Source organism: Streptomyces sp. NPDC017993 (assembly GCF_044328065.1).
Classification (GTDB): Bacteria; Actinomycetota; Actinomycetes; order Streptomycetales; family Streptomycetaceae; genus Streptomyces.
In genome coordinates this window covers 151363-169119 of the sequence record NZ_JBIRGO010000016.1, presented here as the reverse complement: position 1 = coordinate 169119, position 17757 = coordinate 151363, and the positions used below count along the sequence as shown (strand labels likewise).

13 protein-coding genes are annotated in these 17757 nt (G+C 71.3%); 12 read left to right on the top strand and 1 reads right to left on the bottom strand.

Going from position 1 to position 17757, the window contains the following annotated elements; translation table 11 throughout:
* Positions 1 to 32 precede the first annotated feature (32 nt).
* The 3 genes from ACH4FH_RS27605 to ACH4FH_RS27595 all read left to right on the top strand — a co-directional run bounded on the left by ACH4FH_RS27605 (position 33) and on the right by ACH4FH_RS27595 (position 3784).
* On the top strand, positions 33 to 1124 hold the full coding sequence (locus tag ACH4FH_RS27605) for a glycoside hydrolase family 16 protein (protein ID WP_398558614.1): 1092 nt from the start codon (positions 33 to 35) through the stop codon (positions 1122 to 1124).
* Entirely contained in the window at positions 1121 to 2323 is a 1203-nt protein-coding gene (locus ACH4FH_RS27600) for a beta-1,3-glucanase family protein (protein WP_398558613.1), read from the top strand. Before ACH4FH_RS27605 ends, ACH4FH_RS27600 begins: the two co-directional genes overlap by 4 nt.
* 126 nt (positions 2324 to 2449) lie before the next feature.
* Positions 2450 to 3784, top strand: coding sequence for an MFS transporter (locus ACH4FH_RS27595; protein ID WP_398558612.1), 1335 nt, complete (start codon positions 2450 to 2452; stop codon positions 3782 to 3784).
* Positions 3785 to 3889: 105 nt separating this feature from the next.
* On the opposite strand, the gene ACH4FH_RS27590 is transcribed toward ACH4FH_RS27595, so the two are convergent.
* Complete coding sequence (locus ACH4FH_RS27590; RefSeq protein ID WP_398558611.1) at positions 3890 to 5701, bottom strand: glycoside hydrolase family 15 protein; 1812 nt, start codon at positions 5699 to 5701, stop codon at positions 3890 to 3892.
* A gap of 412 nt (positions 5702 to 6113) precedes the next feature.
* Here ACH4FH_RS27590 and ACH4FH_RS27585 point away from each other — a divergent pair, with 412 nt between their 5' ends.
* From ACH4FH_RS27585 to ACH4FH_RS27545, 9 genes are all read left to right on the top strand, one after another.
* Positions 6114 to 7769 carry a CTP synthase gene (locus ACH4FH_RS27585; protein WP_398558610.1) on the top strand — a complete coding sequence of 552 codons (1656 nt, stop codon included), beginning with the start codon at positions 6114 to 6116 and terminating at the stop codon, positions 7767 to 7769.
* A gap of 92 nt (positions 7770 to 7861) precedes the next feature.
* Positions 7862 to 8488 (top strand): NUDIX domain-containing protein, encoded by a 627-nt coding sequence (locus ACH4FH_RS27580; protein WP_398558609.1) that lies wholly within the window; start codon positions 7862 to 7864, stop codon positions 8486 to 8488.
* A gap of 176 nt (positions 8489 to 8664) precedes the next feature.
* Positions 8665 to 10854, top strand: coding sequence for a tetratricopeptide repeat protein (locus ACH4FH_RS27575; RefSeq protein WP_398558608.1), 2190 nt, complete (start codon positions 8665 to 8667; stop codon positions 10852 to 10854).
* 168 nt (positions 10855 to 11022) lie between these two features.
* On the top strand, positions 11023 to 12138 hold the full coding sequence (ald, locus tag ACH4FH_RS27570) for an alanine dehydrogenase (RefSeq protein WP_398558637.1): 1116 nt from the start codon (positions 11023 to 11025) through the stop codon (positions 12136 to 12138).
* Positions 12139 to 12625: 487 nt separating this feature from the next.
* Positions 12626 to 13642: a ParA family protein gene (locus ACH4FH_RS27565; RefSeq protein WP_398558636.1), complete on the top strand. Its 1017-nt coding sequence runs from the start codon at positions 12626 to 12628 to the stop codon at positions 13640 to 13642.
* Complete coding sequence (locus tag ACH4FH_RS27560) at positions 13639 to 14259, top strand: hypothetical protein (RefSeq protein ID WP_398558635.1); 621 nt, start codon at positions 13639 to 13641, stop codon at positions 14257 to 14259. The genes ACH4FH_RS27565 and ACH4FH_RS27560 overlap by 4 nt, the downstream gene beginning before the upstream one ends.
* 180 nt (positions 14260 to 14439) lie before the next feature.
* Complete coding sequence (locus tag ACH4FH_RS27555) at positions 14440 to 15735, top strand: segregation and condensation protein A (protein WP_398558607.1); 1296 nt, start codon at positions 14440 to 14442, stop codon at positions 15733 to 15735.
* 56 nt (positions 15736 to 15791) lie between these two features.
* The gene (scpB, locus tag ACH4FH_RS27550; protein WP_398558634.1) at positions 15792 to 16451 is read left to right on the top strand and encodes an SMC-Scp complex subunit ScpB; all 660 of its coding nucleotides are present in this window, start codon (positions 15792 to 15794) and stop codon (positions 16449 to 16451) included.
* The gene (locus ACH4FH_RS27545) at positions 16451 to 17635 is read left to right on the top strand and encodes a pseudouridine synthase (protein ID WP_398558606.1); all 1185 of its coding nucleotides are present in this window, start codon (positions 16451 to 16453) and stop codon (positions 17633 to 17635) included. Before scpB ends, ACH4FH_RS27545 begins: the two co-directional genes overlap by 1 nt.
* The last annotated feature ends 122 nt before the right edge of the window (positions 17636 to 17757 follow it).

Sequence of the window (17757 nt, the reverse complement as noted above, 5' to 3'; positions counted from 1 at the left end):
ACTACCCCCCACCGTGCCGAGGAGAGAATGTCATGAGCATGAGAATTAGCAGGAGAACGCGAACGAGAGCAGTGCTCTTCGCCGCGAGCACAGCACTCGTCACGACCTGCGCCCTCACCCTTCCGACGGCTTCGGCCGAGGAATCGGCCCCCCGGTCCGGGCAGTTGACCACCGATGGGCGCTCCGCCGACGACCGGACCACCCCCCGGGCCCTTCAGGAAGTCTGGCGCACCGACTTCGACGGCGCCGCCGGATCGCGTCCCTCCGCCGACGACTGGATCATCGACACCGGTACCGGCTATCCCGGAGGCCCCGCCAACTGGGGCACCGGCGAACGGCAGACCTACACCGACCGCCCCGAGAACCTCCAGCTCGACGGGGACGGCCACCTCAAGATCACCGCTTTGAAGGACGGTGGCAACTGGACCTCGGGCCGCATCGAGTCGCAGCGCACCGACTTCGCGGCCCCGGCCGGCGGCAAGCTCCGTATCGAGGCGAGCATCCGGATGCCCGATGTCTCCGGCGACGGCGCGCTGGGCTACTGGCCGGCGTTCTGGACGCTGGGCGCCGACTACCGCGGCAACTACTGGAACTGGCCCGGCATCGGTGAGTTCGACATCATGGAGAACGTCAACGGCATCAACAAGGTCTGGGGCGTGCTGCACTGCGGCGTCAACCCCGGCGGGCCGTGCAACGAGACCCAGGGCAAGGGGAACTCCCGCGACTGCCCGGACACCGCCTGCCAGGCCGGCTTCCACACCTACGCGCTGGAGCTCGACCGCACCGACAGCGCCGCGGAATCGCTGAACTGGTATGTCGACGGCCAGAAGTTCCACACCGTCAAGTCCTCGGAGATGGACGCCGCCTCCTGGGCGAACGCGACCCACCACGGCCACTTCCTCCTGCTCAACCTGGCGATGGGCGGGGCCTTCCCGGACGGCGTGGCCGGCTCGCCCACCCCCACCGACGCCACCGAGCCCGGCGGCTCGCTGCTCGTCGACCATGTCGCCGTCTCCGTCGAGCAGCCCGCGAAGGCCACTGCCGCCACCCGAAGCGACCCCGCCCGGACCGCCCGGACCGCCGATGCCGCCCAGCGCCCTGCCCCGCAAGGAGCCACCTCGTGATCTCTCGTCGCAGCCTGCTCGGTGGTCTCGCCGCCGGCGCCGCCACCGCCTCCGGAATCGCCCTGGCCGGCCGTGCCATCGGCGCCCCCGCCCCGGCCGGCCGGGCCGCAGCGGGCATGCCGCTGCACATCGTCAACAACTCCGGCGCGTACGCCAACTCCTCGGTCTGGGTCTACATCGTCGGAAACGACGGCACCCAGCAGGTGCGTGTCACACCCGAGGGTGAGCTCAAACCCGTCGCACTGGCCGACAACGGCTCGGACGGCTTCACCGACTACGCCATACCGCTCGCCACGAGCGGCACCACGACCCTCCAACTGCCCCGGATGTCCGGCCGGATCTACACCGCGCTCGGCAGCAAGCTCAAGTTCAAGGCCGTCGAGGACGGCAACGGCAAGGCGGCGCTCGCCTATCCGGCGGGCTGGGTCGCCGGCGACCCCAACTACGACGTCGTGCACGACTGCGTCGAATTCACCTACAACTCCGGTGGCATGTACTGCAACACCACCATGGTGGACATGTTCAGCGTCCCACTGGCGATCAAGCTCACCGGCGCGAAGGACCAGACCACCGGCACGCTCAAGGACGGCGCCCGCGCCAAGGTCTTCGCCGACGTCAAGGGCGCCGAGGGGTTCGATGCCCTGGTCATCGACGACAAGCGCATCATCGCCCCGGGACACGGCCTCGACAACGGCCTCTTCGGCAAGGACTACTTCGCCCCGGCCATCGACGAGGCGTGGTCCGCCTACGAGGCCAAGGACCTGTCCGTCACCACCAACGCGGGCACCTTCACCGGCCGGGTCAGCGGCGGCAAACTCGCCTTCACAGGCCCCCAAGGCCTCAAGGGCCAGGGAAGTGCCCCCACCGGTTCCATCTCCTTCGACAAGCCCTCCACCCGTGACGTGCTCTTCTGCGACGGCACGCTCGCCGCACCCAACGACGGCACGCTCGGCCCCGTCGCCGCCATCCTGGGCGCCGCCCTCAACCGCTCCACGCTCACCTCCGACGCCGCCCAGCCCGCCACCGACCCCGCCGCGTTCTACCAGGCGCAGTTGACCAACCACTACGCCAAGGCCATGCACGCCGCGACCCAGGACGGCAAGGCGTACGGCTTCGCCTTCGACGATGTCGCGGGGTTCGCCTCCTACATCGAGGACGGCGCACCGAAGGAGATCACCCTGACGCTGACCCCCTTCTGACCGGCGCGCCACCACCTCCCCGGCGGCGGGCCCGTGCGGTACCGGGCACTCCGCCGGCTCCCGAGCCCCGTGACGCGGCCGGAAATGCGGCGACGTACCCCGGTCCCCGCTTCTACGCTGAGCCGCATGTCAGGTACCGCACAAGCCCGCAAGGACCCTGACGACGGTGGGAGACCGCACACCGGGACACCTCAGGACCCGGACCGCGCGACCGTTGCCGCCGTGCAGCGCCGCACGCTCCGGGTCCTGGTGTCCGCGCAGGTGGTCGCAGGTATCGGCATGGGCTCGATGCTCTCGTCCGGTGCGCTGCTCGTCGAGCGGCTCTCCGGTTCGCAGGCCCTCGCGGGCCTCGCCAGCACCTCCGTCACCCTCGGTGCCGCGCTGCTCGGCATCCCGCTCGCGGCGCTCTCCCGCTCCCGGGGCAGGCGGGCGGGCCTCGGCGCGGGCTGGCTGATGGCCGCCGCCGGCTCGCTGACCGTGGTCATCGCCGCCCACCTCGGCTGGTTCCTCCTGGTCCTCGCCGGCACCCTGCTCATCGGATCCGGTACCGCCGCCAACCTGCAGTCCCGGTACGCCGCCGCCGACCTCGCCGAGGACGCCCACCGGGCGCGCGCCCTGTCCCTGGTGGTGTGGTCCACCACCGTCGGCAGCGTCATCGGCCCCAACCTCAGCGGACCGGGGGAGCCGGTCGCCCGGGCCCTCGGGCTGCCCGAGGAGGCGGGCACCTTCGTCTTCTCCATCGGCGCCTTCCTGGCCGGCGGGGCGCTGATCTGGTTCCTGCTGCGACCGGACCCCCTGCGCCTCGCGGCCGCGCGGGCCGGCGCACACCTCCCGGCCGGCTCCACCGAACCCGCCGCACCCTTCCGCACCCGGATCGCCGCCGCCGTGCGGCACGTCCGTACCTCGCCGCCGGCCCTGCTCGGCCTGTCCGCCGTCGTCCTCGGCCATGCCGTGATGGTGTCCGTGATGACCATGGCGCCACTGCATCTCACCCACCACGGGGCCGCGTTGAGCGCCGTCGGCTTCAGCATCAGCCTGCACATCGCCGGGATGTACGCGCTGTCGCCGCTCGTCGGATGGCTCACCGACCGGCTCGGCCGGGTCCGCGTGATCCTCGCCGGCCAGGCGGTCCAGGTCTGCGCCGCCGTCACCGGGGGCCTCGCGGGCGGCGCGCCGTGGGCCGTGGCCACCGGTCTGTTCCTGCTGGGCCTGGGCTGGTCCTGCGCCACCGTGGCCGGCTCGACGCTGCTGACGGAGTCCACCGCGGCCGCGCACCGCTCCGAGGTGCAGGGACTCACCGACACCCTGATGAATCTGGCGGGTGCCGCCGGTGGCGCGGTCGCCGGCGGCATCGTCACACTGATCGGCTTCGGCGGCCTCAACGCCGCAGTCACCGTCCTGCTCCTCCCGGTCACCGCCCTCGCCCTCGCGCCACGGGCGCGTACGCGGCGCCGAGCATGACCGGTGTTGACGGGGCCGAGCGTGCCGAGCGTGAAGGGGGCCGAGCGTGGCCGGGCGGACGTGGAGCCCACCGTCCGCCGGCCGGCCCCGCCCGCCGTCCACCGGCTACCCGCCGTACGCCCCGCTCGCCGTCAGCCGCAGCGCCGTGTCGATCAGCGGGACGTGGCTGAACGCCTGCGGGAAGTTGCCCACCTGGCGCTTGAGCTTGGGATCCCACTCCTCCGCCAGCAGACCCAGGTCGTTGCGGAGCGAGAGCAGCCGCTCGAAGAGCTTGCGGGCCTCCTCCACGCGCCCGATCATCGCCAGGTCGTCGGCGAGCCAGAACGAGCAGGCCAGGAACGCGCCCTCCTCGCCCTCCAGACCGTCCACGCCGAGGTCGTCCGCACCGGAGGTCGGGTAGCGCAGCACGAAGCCGTCCTCGGTGCCCAGCTCCCGCTGGATCGCCTCGATCGTGCCGATGACGCGCTTGTCGTCCGGGGGCAGGAAGCCCATCTGCGGGATCAGCAGCAGCGAGGCGTCCAGCTCCTGCGAGCCGTAGGACTGGGTGAAGGTGTTGCGCTCCTTGTCGTACCCCTTCTCGCAGACGTCCCGGTGGATGGTCTCGCGCAGGTCCTTCCACCGCTCCAGCGGACCGTCCACGTCCCCGGACTCGATCAGCTTGACCGTGCGGTCCACCGCGACCCAGGTCATCACCTTGGAGTGCACGAAGTGGCGGCGCGGACCGCGGACCTCCCAGATCCCCTCGTCCGGCTCGTCCCAGTGCTGCTCGACCCAGCGGATCAGCTTCAGCTGCAGCACGGAGGCGTAGTCGTTACGGGCCAGACCCGTCATGTGCGCCAGGTGCAGGGCCTCGGTGACCTCGCCGTAGACGTCCAGCTGAAGCTGGCCCGCGGCGCCGTTGCCGACCCGTACCGGCTGTGAATTCTCGTACCCGGGAAGCCAGTTGAGTTCGTTCTCGCCCAACTCCCGCTCACCGGCGATGCCGTACATGATCTGCAGGTTCTCGGGATCGCCGGCCACCGCCCGCAGCAGCCACTCGCGCCACGCCCGCGCCTCTTCGCGGTAACCGGTGCGCAGCAGCGACGACAGGGTGATCGCGGCGTCCCGCAGCCAGGTGAAGCGGTAGTCCCAGTTGCGGACACCGCCCACGCACTCGGGCAGCGAGGTCGTCGGCGCCGCCACGATCCCGCCGGTCGGCGCGTAGGTCAGCGCCTTGAGCGTGATCAGCGAGCGCACCACCGCGTCCCGGTAGGGGCCGTGATACGTGCAGTGCTCGACCCACTCGCGCCAGAAGTCCTCGGTGGCCTCCAGCGACGCCTCGGGCTCGGCCAGCGCCGGCGGCTGGTGATGCGAGGGCTGCCAGCTGATGGTGAAGGCGATCCGGTCGCCCGGCCGGACCGTAAAGTCGGAGTACGTCGTCAGGTCCTTGCCGTACGTCTCCACGGAGGTGTCCAGCCAGACCGAGTCCGGTCCTGCGACCGCGACCGTGCGGCTGTCCACCTTGTGGACCCAGGGCACGACCCAGCCGTAGGAGAACCGCATCCGCAGCGCGGAGGTCATCTGGACGCGTCCGCTGACCCCTTCCACGATGCGGATCACCTGCGGTGCGCCGTCACGGGGCGGCATGAAGTCGATGACCCGTACCGTTCCGCGCGGTGTGTCCCATTCCGACTCCAGCACGAGTGAATCGCCCCGGTAGCGGCGGCGGTCGGCCGGCGGCGGCTTGCCCTCGGGGCCGTGCGCGGGGCCCATCCGCCAGAATCCGTGCTCCTCGGTGCCCAGCAGCCCTGCGAAGACCGCCGGCGAGTCGAAGCGGGGGAGACACAGCCAGTCGACCGTGCCGTCCCGGCACACTAGAGCGGCGGTTTGCATATCGCCGATGAGTGCGTAGTCCTCGATGCGCCCGGCCACGTGCATCTCCCGTCGAACTGGAGTGACGCCCCCCACGGGACGTGTGATGTATCCGTCCTGCCCATGAAACGTCGCCGAGCGGCGGGACCGGAAATCGGGGCGGGGGTGGTGCCTTCCCGGACGGCTCGTTGGCGAGTGTCCGAGCAGGATACGACGCACACCGATGATCTGCGTGACCCCCGCGTCGAGCGGGGTGGTCCGAACGGGTGGCCTGTGTCACGTGAGAGTCCGGGTGCGTGGCCGGGAGCGACCATGCCCGGTCGCTGATAGCCTGGTACCCCGTGGACCGGTGGGACCCCATAGCTGTCACGGCAGATGTCACGGCACCCCCGAACCGCAGCGAAGGCACCCCTGAAACTCCAGGTCGGCGCCGTATCGCACCTCTCCACCTCGCGACCACGGGAGTTCCCTCTTGGCCATGCCGCCCAAATCCACGACGACCAAGCACCTCTTCGTCACCGGGGGCGTCGCCTCCTCGCTCGGCAAGGGGCTCACGGCCTCCAGCCTGGGTGCGCTCCTGAAGGCGCGCGGCCTGCGGGTCACGATGCAGAAGCTCGACCCGTACCTCAACGTCGACCCCGGAACGATGAACCCGTTCCAGCACGGTGAGGTCTTCGTCACCAACGACGGCGCCGAGACCGACCTGGACATCGGCCACTACGAGCGGTTCCTCGACGTCGACCTCGACGGCTCCGCGAACGTGACCACCGGCCAGGTCTACAACACCGTGATCGCCAAGGAGCGCCGCGGCGAGTACCTCGGTGACACCGTGCAGGTCATCCCGCACATCACCAACGAGATCAAGCACCGCATCCGGCGGATGGCGACCGACGACGTCGATGTCGTCATCACCGAGGTCGGCGGCACGGTCGGCGACATCGAGTCGCTGCCGTTCCTGGAGACCGTCCGCCAGGTCCGCCACGAGGTCGGCCGGGACAACGTCTTCGTCGTGCACATCTCGCTTCTCCCGTACATCGGCCCGTCCGGTGAGCTGAAGACCAAGCCGACCCAGCACTCCGTCGCGGCGCTGCGCAACATCGGCATCCAGCCCGACGCGATCGTGCTGCGTGCCGACCGCGAGGTCCCCACCGCCATCAAGCGCAAGATCTCGCTGATGTGCGACGTGGACGAGGCCGCCGTCATCGCCTGCCCCGACGCGCCTTCGATCTACGACATCCCCAAGGTCGTGCACGCCGAGGGCCTTGACGCCTACGTCGTGCGCAAGCTGGACCTGCCGTTCCGCGATGTGGACTGGACCCAGTGGGCCGACCTGCTGGAGCGGGTGCACAACCCCGACCACGAGGTGAAGGTCGCGCTGGTCGGCAAGTACATCGACCTCCCCGACGCCTACCTCTCGGTCACCGAGGCGCTGCGCGCCGGCGGCTTCGCGAACAAGACCCGCGTCAAGCTGAAGTGGGTCACCTCCGACGACTGCAAGACCCCGGCCGGGGCCGCCGAGCAGCTCGCGGACTGCGACGCGGTCTGCATCCCCGGTGGCTTCGGCGACCGCGGTGTGGACGGCAAGGTCGGCGCGATCACCTACGCCCGCGAGAACAAGCTCCCGCTGCTCGGCCTGTGCCTGGGCCTGCAGTGCGTGGTCATCGAGGCGGCCCGCAACCTGGCCGGCATCGAGGGCGCGAACTCCACCGAGTTCGACCCGGCGGCGGCCGACCCGGTCATCTCCACGATGGCCGAGCAGATGGACATCGTCGCCGGTGAGGGCGACATGGGTGGCACGATGCGGCTGGGTATGTACCCCGCCAAGCTCGCCGAGGGCTCGATCGTCCGCGAGGTCTACGACGACCAGCCGTACGTCGAGGAGCGCCACCGCCACCGCTACGAGGTCAACAACGCCTACCGCGGCGAGCTGGAGAAGAAGGCCGGTCTGCTGTTCTCCGGCACCTCCCCGGACAACAAGCTCGTCGAGTACGTCGAGTACCCGCGCGAGGCGCACCCCTACCTGGTCGCCACCCAGGCGCACCCGGAGCTGCGCTCCCGCCCGACCCGCCCGCACCCGCTCTTCGCGGGCCTGGTCAAGGCGGCCGTCACGCGGAAGACGGGTGCCGAGAAGTAAGGCACGGCACGACGGATACGGTTGCCGGGGTACGGCCTCATCGAGGTCCGTACCCCGGTTTCTGCGTTGAGGCTCACCAAGGAGGACGCCGCATGGCGATCAAGGACACCCCCGAGGAGTGGACGGTCACCGCGACCACGACGCCGTTCACCGGGAAGAAGACCAGCGTGCGCACCGATGAGGTGGTCATGCCGGACGGTTCCACCGTCACCCGCGACTACCAGGTGCACCCCGGCTCCGTGGCCGTCCTCGCCCTGGACGACGACGGCAAGGTACTGGTGCTGCGCCAGTACCGTCACCCGGTGCGCCAGAGGCTCTGGGAGATCCCGGCCGGACTGCTCGACGTCCCCGGCGAGAACCCGCTGCACGCAGCGCAGCGCGAGCTGTACGAGGAGGCGCACGTCAAGGCCGAGGACTGGCGGGTGCTGACCGACGTCTACACCACCCCCGGTGGCTGCGACGAGGCCGTACGGATCTTCCTCGCCCGCGATCTCTCCACGGCCGAGGGGGAGCGCTTCGAGGTCTTCGAGGAGGAGGCCGACATGGAGCTGGCGCGGGTGCCGCAGGCCGAGCTGGTCCGCGGCGTGCTCGCCGGCGATCTGCACAACAACTGCCTCGTCGTGGGCGTCCTCGCGCTCACCGCGGCCCAGGGCGGCGACGGTCTGGACGCACTGCGCCCGGCCGAGGCGCCGTGGCCGGCCCGCCCGTTCGAGAGCTGAGCCGGCCGGTCCGACGCCGACCCTCCCGCCTGCCGGTCAGATGATCTGCTGATCCGATCGAGTGACTCAACCGCCCTGCTCAGCACGGCTTGTGACGGGGTGTGAACTACCCTCGGTCGCATCCCCGTCCGCGTCCGCGGCGGGCTCGTACGCGCAGGTGGACGGGAGCGTGGCCGGTGACGGATCAGGCGGTGGGCGGGGGGCACCTCCCGCCGGAGACGGCGGGGCGGCCCGCCACGGCGGCGCGCGACCTGCCGGCGTCCCCACCCCGCCAGGACGGTGCCGCCGGCGGCCCGCCGAGCCGCCGCGGCACCCCTGCTCACACCGCCCCCGGGGCCGCCGCCGCGCCCCCGGCGTCCCGCTTCGCCGGCCGCCGCCGGGAGCTCAAGGCGCTCCGCGCCGACATCGCGCGCACCGGCCTCGACACCCTCTCCGGCCGTAAGGGAGCCCGCAGCCGCGTCCTGCTCATCGCGGGTCGCCCCGGGGCCGGCCGCACCGCCCTCGCCGAGGAACTGCTGCGCGAACTCGCGGACGGCTATCCCGACGGTGTGCTGCGGGCCGTCCTGACCGCCCCGGGCGGCGAACCGGTCGGTACCGACCGCACCGCCCGTGAGCTGCTCACCGCGCTCGGTGTCGACGCCCCGCCGGGCGCGACCGAGGACGAGCTGGCGGAGAGCCTGCGGGCCGCGCTGGCCGATCGCCGCGCGCTGCTCTTCCTGGACGACGCACCGGGTGCCGAGCAGGTCGAGGCGCTGCTCCCGGACGCCCCGGACTGCCTGGTGGTGGTGGTCTCCCAGGGGCCCCTGACCGGCATCCCCGATGTGCGCCCCTGCACCGTCGGCGGTCTGGACAGCGCGGCGTGCGTGGAGATCCTCGCCCGGTTCGCGGGGCCGACCCGGATCACCGTCGACCCGCGGATCGCGGAGGCCGTCGCGGAGGAGTGCGGGGGCCAGCCCGCCGCTCTGGTGCTGGCCGGCGGCTGGCTCGCGGACCGACCCAAGGCATCGATCTCCGACCTGCGCAACGAACTGCACGGCGTCCCGCTGCCCGAGGACCTGCCGACGGGCGCCCGCCCGCTCTACCGGGCCTTCCGGCTCACCTACGCCGCGCTGCCGCCCCCGGCCGCCCGGATACTGCGGCTGCTCACGCTGGCGCCCGGCGGTCTGATCGACGCCCACATCGCGTCCGCGCTGGCCGGCTGCTCGGTCGCCGCGGCCACAACGACGCTGCACGACTTCGCCGCCCTTGGCTTGCTGCAGCCTGCCCCCGAGGAGGGGGCCGCGGACGACGCGTCGGCCTCCTCGGCGGGGGCTCGCGGCTCCGGCGCCGTGCCGCACCCCCGCTACCAACTTCCCGGCTGCCTCTGCCCGTTGGCGCGGGAACTGCTCCAGGAGCACGAGCGGCCCGCGGACATCCAGCTCGCCCGTGCCCGGATGCTGGAGCGCACCGTCCGCCTGCTCCAGTCGTGCCGCGCCATGGGCGAACCGGCCGATTCCCCCGCGCGTCAGAAGGTCGCCGGTTTGCCGCGCTCGCTGCGCTTTCCGACCGAGGCCGACGCCGCGAACTGGCTGCGCAGCCGCCGTGCCGCCCTGCTCGACGCCGCCAGGGTCGCCGTCGCGGACGGTGAACTGGACACCCTGGACCGGCGGTTGATGGCCGCGCTGACCCGGACGCTGCTGTCCCACCTGGGTGCGCAGGCGGCCGCGCCGGACCTCTACGCGCTGCACGGGCTCGTCCTGGAAGTGGCCCAGCGGCGCAACCTGCCGCACGAGAAGGCCGCCGCACTGCTCAATCTCGCGGACCTCGACGGCCAGTGCGGACGCACGGAGGAGGCGCTCACCCGTTACCGCGGTGCGCTGGAGGCCGCCCGGTCGGTGAAGGACCCGCTGGCCACCGGCCGGGCGCTGGAGTCCCTGGGCGGTACGTACACCGAGCTGGGCGACTGGCAGCGGGCCGCCGACTGGTACGGGCGGGCGCTGGAGCTGCGGCTGGCCCGCGGGGAGAGCGCCGACGCGGCGCGGCTGCACGGCCGGATCGGCGGCGCGCACACCTACGCGGGCAGGTGGGGCGACGCGCTGAAGGAGTGGCGGGCCGCCTCCAGGACGTACCGGAGGCTCGGCGACGTGGCCGGTCAGGCGCGGGCGACCGGCGAGGTGGCACGGGTCCAGGAGTACGCGGGCCGGCCCGAGGAGGCGCTGCGGACCTGCATGGAGGCCCTCGAAATGGCCCGTGGCGCGGGTGACGGACGTCTCGAAGCGGCACTCCAGCTGCGGATTGCGGACACCCTCGAGCGGCTCGGCGACCCAGCCGCGGCACGGCTCCATAGGGCCGTGGGAGAGCGACTTCTCGAAGATCACCCACTGTGACCTACGAAATCGGTAGTGGCCATCGAAAACATTGAAGCTTTGCAAGGCTAGACAACGAGAGCTCCTTCAATAGACTGGGTGGGCCGCGTACGGCGCGGTCAGTTCCGTCATGCACCGCATGAGGGGATAATTCCTCCTGCAACCTCTCTTACAAGGACCGTGATCGACGTGAAGGTCGGCATCCCCCGCGAGGTCAAGAACAACGAGTTCCGCGTGGCCATCACGCCCGCCGGCGTGAACGAGCTGGTTCGCCACGGCCACCAGGTCTTCGTCGAGAAGGACGCCGGCCTCGGCTCGTCCATCACGAACGAGGAGTACGTCTCCGCCGGTGCCAACATCCTCGGCACCGCCGACGAGGTCTGGGGCACCGCCGACCTCCTGCTGAAGGTCAAGGAGCCGATTGCGGAGGAGTACCACCGCCTCCGCAAGGACCAGACCCTCTTCACGTACCTGCACCTCGCGGCCTCCCGCGAGTGCACGGACGCGCTGCTGGAGTCCGGCACCACCGCCATCGCCTACGAGACCGTCGAGACCGCCGGCCGCCAGCTGCCGCTGCTCGCCCCGATGTCCGAGGTCGCGGGCCGGATCGCCCCGCAGGTCGGCGCGTACCACCTCATGCGCCAGGCCGGCGGCCGCGGCGTGCTGCCCGGTGGCGTCCCCGGCGTGACCGCGGGCAAGGCCGTCATCATCGGCGGCGGCGTCTCCGGCTGGAACGCCCTGCAGATCGCCGTGGGCCTCGGCTTCCACGTCACGCTGCTCGACAAGGACATCAACAAGCTCCGCGAGGCGGACAAGATCTTCGGCACCAAGGTGCAGACGATCGTCTCCAACGCCTTCGAGCTGGAGAAGGCCGTCGTCGAGGCCGACCTGGTCGTCGGTGCCGTGCTGATCCCCGGCGCCAAGGCCCCGAAGCTGGTCACCAACGAGCTCGTCGCCAAGATGAAGCCCGGAAGTGTCCTTGTCGACATCGCGATCGACCAGGGCGGCTGCTTCGAGGACTCGCGTCCCACCACGCACGCCGAGCCGACCTTCCCGGTCCACAACTCGGTCTTCTACTGCGTCGCCAACATGCCGGGCGCGGTCCCCAACACCTCCACCCACGCGCTCACCAACGCCACGCTGCCCTACATCGTGGAGCTGGCGAACCGTGGCTGGGTCGAGGCGCTGCGCCGTGACCCGGCGCTGGCCAAGGGCCTCAACACGCATGACGGCCAGGTGGTCTACGGCCCCGTCGCCGAGGCCCACGGCATCGAGGCGGTCGAACTGCGCACGCTCCTCGGCTGAGCGTCAACCGCGAGCGTCAACGCTGCACATCCGGCCGGGCCTTGTCGACAAGGCCCGGCCGGTCGCATGTGCGAGTCCGCGCATGTCCGACACCGGCGGCCCGGCTCTCAACTCGCCGTGAACGTAACCCTTTAACCGATTCGCACACCCCCGAAACCTCGGTCTGAAGGCGCTTGCGCCCTTGACATCGAGGGGTTCGGTTGCCGACACATCGTGCCGGGTCCGGTGGATTGTGTTGCTGCGAACGCCCGACACGCCATAGAGTCGCCAACCGTCGGCATGGTGCCACGCTGACCTATCGATAAGTTTCCTGGTCACATCCAAGGAGGTAAGACGACTTGTGAATGAGTCGACATTTTCTCCCGGAGGTGGTCGACCAGGAGTCGTTGCACGGGGCCAAGGTCCCTCGGGGCTCAAGGCTGTCGGCTCCGTCGCAGTCCACACCTTCGCAGCCCACCAGAGCATGACCACGACAGCCCACCAAAGCATGGACGGCCATCACGTGAACGCCATGGCCGGCGACCGGGGCAGTGGAGATCCCGCCCGTCTCGCCGACTACGACGACCTGCCCCAGGGGCACTTCTACGATCCGGATGCGGAGTACGAGCCGGACCCGGAGTACGCGGCGACGCTCGCGCCGGACGCGGCCCGCCAGCGCCGCGAGCGCGTCGGCCCGACCGGCCGCCCGCTCCCGTACTTCCCGATCCCGGGACCGCTGTCGGATCACGGCCCCGCCAAGATCATCGCGATGTGCAACCAGAAGGGCGGGGTTGGCAAGACCACCTCGACCATCAATCTGGGCGCCGCACTCGCCGAATACGGACGACGGGTGCTGCTCGTCGACTTCGACCCGCAGGGTGCCCTGTCGGTCGGACTCGGCGTCAACCCGATGGAACTCGACCTGACGGTCTACAACCTGCTCATGGAGCGGGGCATGTCGGCCGACGAGGTCCTCCTCAAGACCGCGGTCCCCAACATGGACCTGCTGCCCAGCAATATCGACTTGTCGGCGGCAGAGGTGCAGTTGGTCAGCGAGGTCGCGCGCGAGTCGACACTGCAGCGGGCGCTCAAGCCGCTGCTCGCCGACTACGACTACATCGTCATCGACTGCCAGCCCTCGCTCGGTCTGCTCACCGTCAACGCCCTGACGGCGGCTCACAAGGTCATCGTCCCGCTGGAGTGCGAGTTCTTCGCGCTGCGTGGTGTGGCGCTGCTCACCGAGACGATCGAGAAGGTCCAGGAGCGGCTCAACCCCGAGCTGGAGCTGGACGGCATCCTGGCGACGATGTACGACTCCCGCACCGTGCACAGCCGCGAGGTGCTCGCACGCGTGGTGGAGGCCTTCGACGAGCACGTCTACCACACCGTCATCGGCCGTACGGTCCGCTTCCCCGAGACCACCGTCGCGGGCGAGCCGATCACCACGTACGCCTCCAACTCCGTGGGTGCGGCCGCTTATCGTCAGCTCGCCAGGGAGGTGCTCGCCCGGTGTCACGCCGAGTGAGTCTGCCCGGAGCCGACGAACTGTTCCGTACCACCGGGGGGATGGGGCTGCAGCCCTCGTCTCCCCGCCGCACGGCGAACGGCTCCGCGGCCAACGGCGAGATGCCTCGGGTGCCGGCGCCGGCCGGGGAGAGCGGACCGGCCACGACTGCGCCGGAGGCGCCCCCCGTCGTACGGGCCCGCCGGCCGGAGGCAGCCGCCCCGGCCGGTGACAGCGGCCCGGGGACGGCACGCACGGCTCCGGCCCCTCCGGCCGAACACAGCGGCCGTGAGACGGACGCGGACGGACCCAAGGGGCACCGGGCGCCGACGGGCCGGGCCGACGAGGACGCCGCCGCCGCGGCCGTCCAGGCCGGCGGGCAGAGCCGCCGCCGTGGTGGCGGGCGTGGCGCCAACAGGCGTCCCAGCGGCCGGGAGCGGCACGACGAGAAGATCACGGTCTATGTCTCCGCCGAGGAGCTCATGGACCTGGAGCACGCGCGCCTGGTGCTGCGCGGCGAACACGGCCTCGCCGTCGACCGCGGCCGGATCGTGCGCGAGGCGGTGGCCGTCGTCCTCGCCGACCTGGAGTCGCGCGGTGACGCGAGCATCCTGGTACGGCGGCTGCGCGGGCGCTAGGCCGGGTCCGGCCCAGGCCGGTTTCTGTACGCCGCGCACCGCCGTGCGGCGTCCCCGGCGGCGCGGGCCGGACGGGATAACCTGCCCACTCGGTGGGCGCTGTCCCCGGTGAGGCCGGGCCGAGTCCTTCCGTGACCAGCCCGTCGCCCCGGCGCGGGGACCGCAGCAGCATGGACCGCGATGCCGACGACCCACGACGACGCCCCTCCGCCACGCCCCCGCCGCACCCTCGGACGCGGCCCGGCCGCGGGCCCCGTACCGGGAGAGCCGGGGCCCCCGGCGGAGGAACCGGTAGCCGCCCGGGAACCGGCCGCAGCCACGGAAGAGGCCACCGCACCGGAGCCGGCCATCGTGCCCGGTCCGGTGGCTGCTGCCGGTCCGGCTGTGGACGAGGCGAGTGCGCCGGAGCCGCCCGCCGAGGACGGGTCCGGGGACGAGGTTGAGGCCGAGGGCCGGGCACCTGCCGCTGCTTCCGACGAGGAGCCCGATCCGCCCGGCGCCGCAGCTGCTGCGGATGAGGATGCCGCCGAAGCCGAAGCCGAAGCCACCGATACCGCCGAGGCGGGCGACGGCAGGTTCACCGTCCGGCTGGACAACTTCGAGGGCCCCTTCGATCTCCTGTTGCAGTTGATCTCCAAGCACAAGATGGATGTGACCGAGGTCGCGCTGTCGAAGGTGACCGACGAGTTCATGGTGTACATCCGTGCCATGGGGCCGGACTGGGACCTGGACCAGACGACGGAGTTCCTGGTCGTCGCGGCCACGCTGCTGGATCTGAAGGCCGCCCGGCTGCTGCCCGCCGCGGAGGTGGAGGACGAGGCCGACCTCGCGCTGCTGGAGGCCCGTGATCTGCTCTTCGCCCGTCTGCTGCAGTACCGCGCGTACAAGAGGATCGCCGACATCTTCAGCGACCGGCTGGCGGACGAGTCGCGGCGCCACCCCCGTACGGTCGGGTTGGAGCCGCACCTCGCGGAGCTGCTGCCCGAGGTCGTCATCAGCATCGGGGCGGAGGGGTTCGCGAAGCTGGCGGTGAAGGCGATGCAGCCCAAGGCCCGGCCGCAGGTCTATGTCGACCACATCCACGCGCCGTTGGTGAGCGTGCGGGAGCAGGCCGAGGTGATGGTGGCGCGGTTGCGTGAGGCGGGTGAGAGCAGCTTTCAGGAGCTGATCGCGGACGCACCGGACACCCTCACGGTCGTGGCGCGCTTCCTGGCCCTGCTGGAGCTCTACCGGGAGCGGGTGGTGGTCCTGGACCAGGAGGAGGCGCTGGGGGCGCTGACGGTCCACTGGACGGGCTCCGAGGGCTCCCAACCGGTCGTCACGGACGAGTTCGACCAGGAACCGGGCGCGCGGGCCGCCGCGGCGGCGACGGCGGCGCCGCGGGAAGAGACACCTGAGCCGGGCGACGTGCATGAGCCGGACGGGCTGGATGAGCTGGACGGGCCGGACGGGCCGGAAGAGGAGGAGCGGGCGTGAGCGGTGGGCAGGAGTCCCAGGGGGCCGGCGCGGCCTATGAGGTCACGGAGAGCGGTGTGGGCGAGGTTCCTGTTCCGGAACAGGAACCCGAGGCGGCGCCGGCCGGAGCGCTCGGCGTCGCCGAGCTGGAGCTGAAGCCCGCCCTGGAGGCCGTGCTCATGGTCGTCGACGAGCCCGCCACCGAGGAGCATCTGGCACGGGTGCTCCAGCGGTCGCGCCGGGCGGTCGCGCTCGCCCTGCGCGAGCTGTCCGACGACTACGCCCGCCAGGGGCGGGGCTTCGACCTGCGACTGGTGGCCGGCGGCTGGCGGTTCTACTCCCGTGCCGAGTACGCGGACGCGGTGGAGAGCTTCGTCCTGGACGGGCAGCAGGCCCGGCTGACCCAGGCCGCATTGGAGACTCTGGCCGTGGTCGCGTACCGTCAGCCGGTCAGCCGTTCCCGTGTTTCCGCCGTACGCGGCGTCAACTGTGACGGTGTGATGCGCACACTCCTCCAGCGAGGTCTGGTGGAGGAGGCGGGGACGGAACCTGAAACAGGTGCGATCCTGTACAGGACGACGAACTACTTTCTGGAGCGGATGGGCCTGCGCGGCCTGGACGAGCTCCCGGAGCTCGCACCGTTCCTCCCGGAAGCGGACGCGGTCGAGGGCGACTCACCGGAAGGTATCCCGTCGTTCGACGTAGACGACAGCGGCGACTCTCAGACGGATCATTGATGCGAAGCAGCGGCAGGAACAGCGGAAACCAGAACAACGCGGGCGGCGACGACCGCCGACGCTCGGGTGCGGGGGGCCGCGACGACCAGCAGAAGCGCGCGGGCCGGCCCCGTCCCGAAGAGCGCCGCTACGACGTGGGCGGATCCGGCGGCACCGGCGGCACCGGTGGCTCCGGCGGCTCCTCGGGCCGTGGGGACGAGCGCAAGGGCGGCGCCCCCAAGAGCGGCGCCCCGAAGAGCGGCGGCAGCCGGGGCGCGGCGGCCCGCGGCGGCGCCAAGGGTGGCCCGCGTACCGGCGCCGCCGGCAAGGCGGCCCGCCCCGGCGCCAAGGGCGGCGGTCCGCAGCGCGGCCGTGGCCAGGGGCCCGCGCGCTCCCGTGAGCTAGACGCCAAGATCGAGGAGCGCAACCGCGCCCGGCACGACAAGCCGCAGGTCAAGACCCCCAAGACCTTCGGTGACGACCAGGAGGGCGAGCGACTGCAGAAGGTGCTCGCCAGGGCCGGTATGGGCTCGCGGCGGGCCTGCGAGGAGCTGATCGACCAGGCGCGCGTCGAGGTCAACGGCCAGATCGTCATGGAGCAGGGCGTCCGGGTCGACCCGGAGAAGGACGAGATCAAGGTCGACGGCCTGACGGTCGCCACCCAGTCGTACCTCTTCTTCGCGCTGAACAAGCCGGCCGGTGTCGTCTCCACGATGGAGGACCCCGACGGCCGCCAGTGCCTCGGCGACTACGTCACCAACCGCGAGACGCGGCTGTTCCACGTCGGTCGGCTGGACACCGAGACCGAGGGCATCATCCTGCTCACCAACCACGGCGAGCTGGCCCACCGTCTGACGCACCCGCGCTACGGCGTCAAGAAGACCTACCTCGCCGCGATCCAGGGACCGCTCCCGCGTGACCTGGGAAAGCAGCTCAAGGACGGCATCCAGCTGGAGGACGGCTACGCCCGCGCGGACCACTTCCGGGTCGTGGAGAACACCGGGAAGAACTACCTCGTCGAGGTCACCCTCCACGAGGGCCGCAAGCACATCGTGCGCCGGATGCTCTCGGAGGCCGGATTCCCCGTCGAGCGGCTCGTCCGTACGAGCTTCGGCCCGATCCCGCTGGGTGACCAGAAGTCGGGTTGGCTGCGCCGGATGACCAACACCGAGGTCGGCATGCTGATGCGCGAGGTCGAGCTCTAGGACCTTTTGGGCGCGGGGCCCGGCTGCCCCCGCCCGACCAGCACCCCTCGGACGTCACGGCGACGACCGAGGGGTGTTTTCTGCGTCCTGCCGCCGCCTCGTCGGGCAGGAGCTGCCGTACG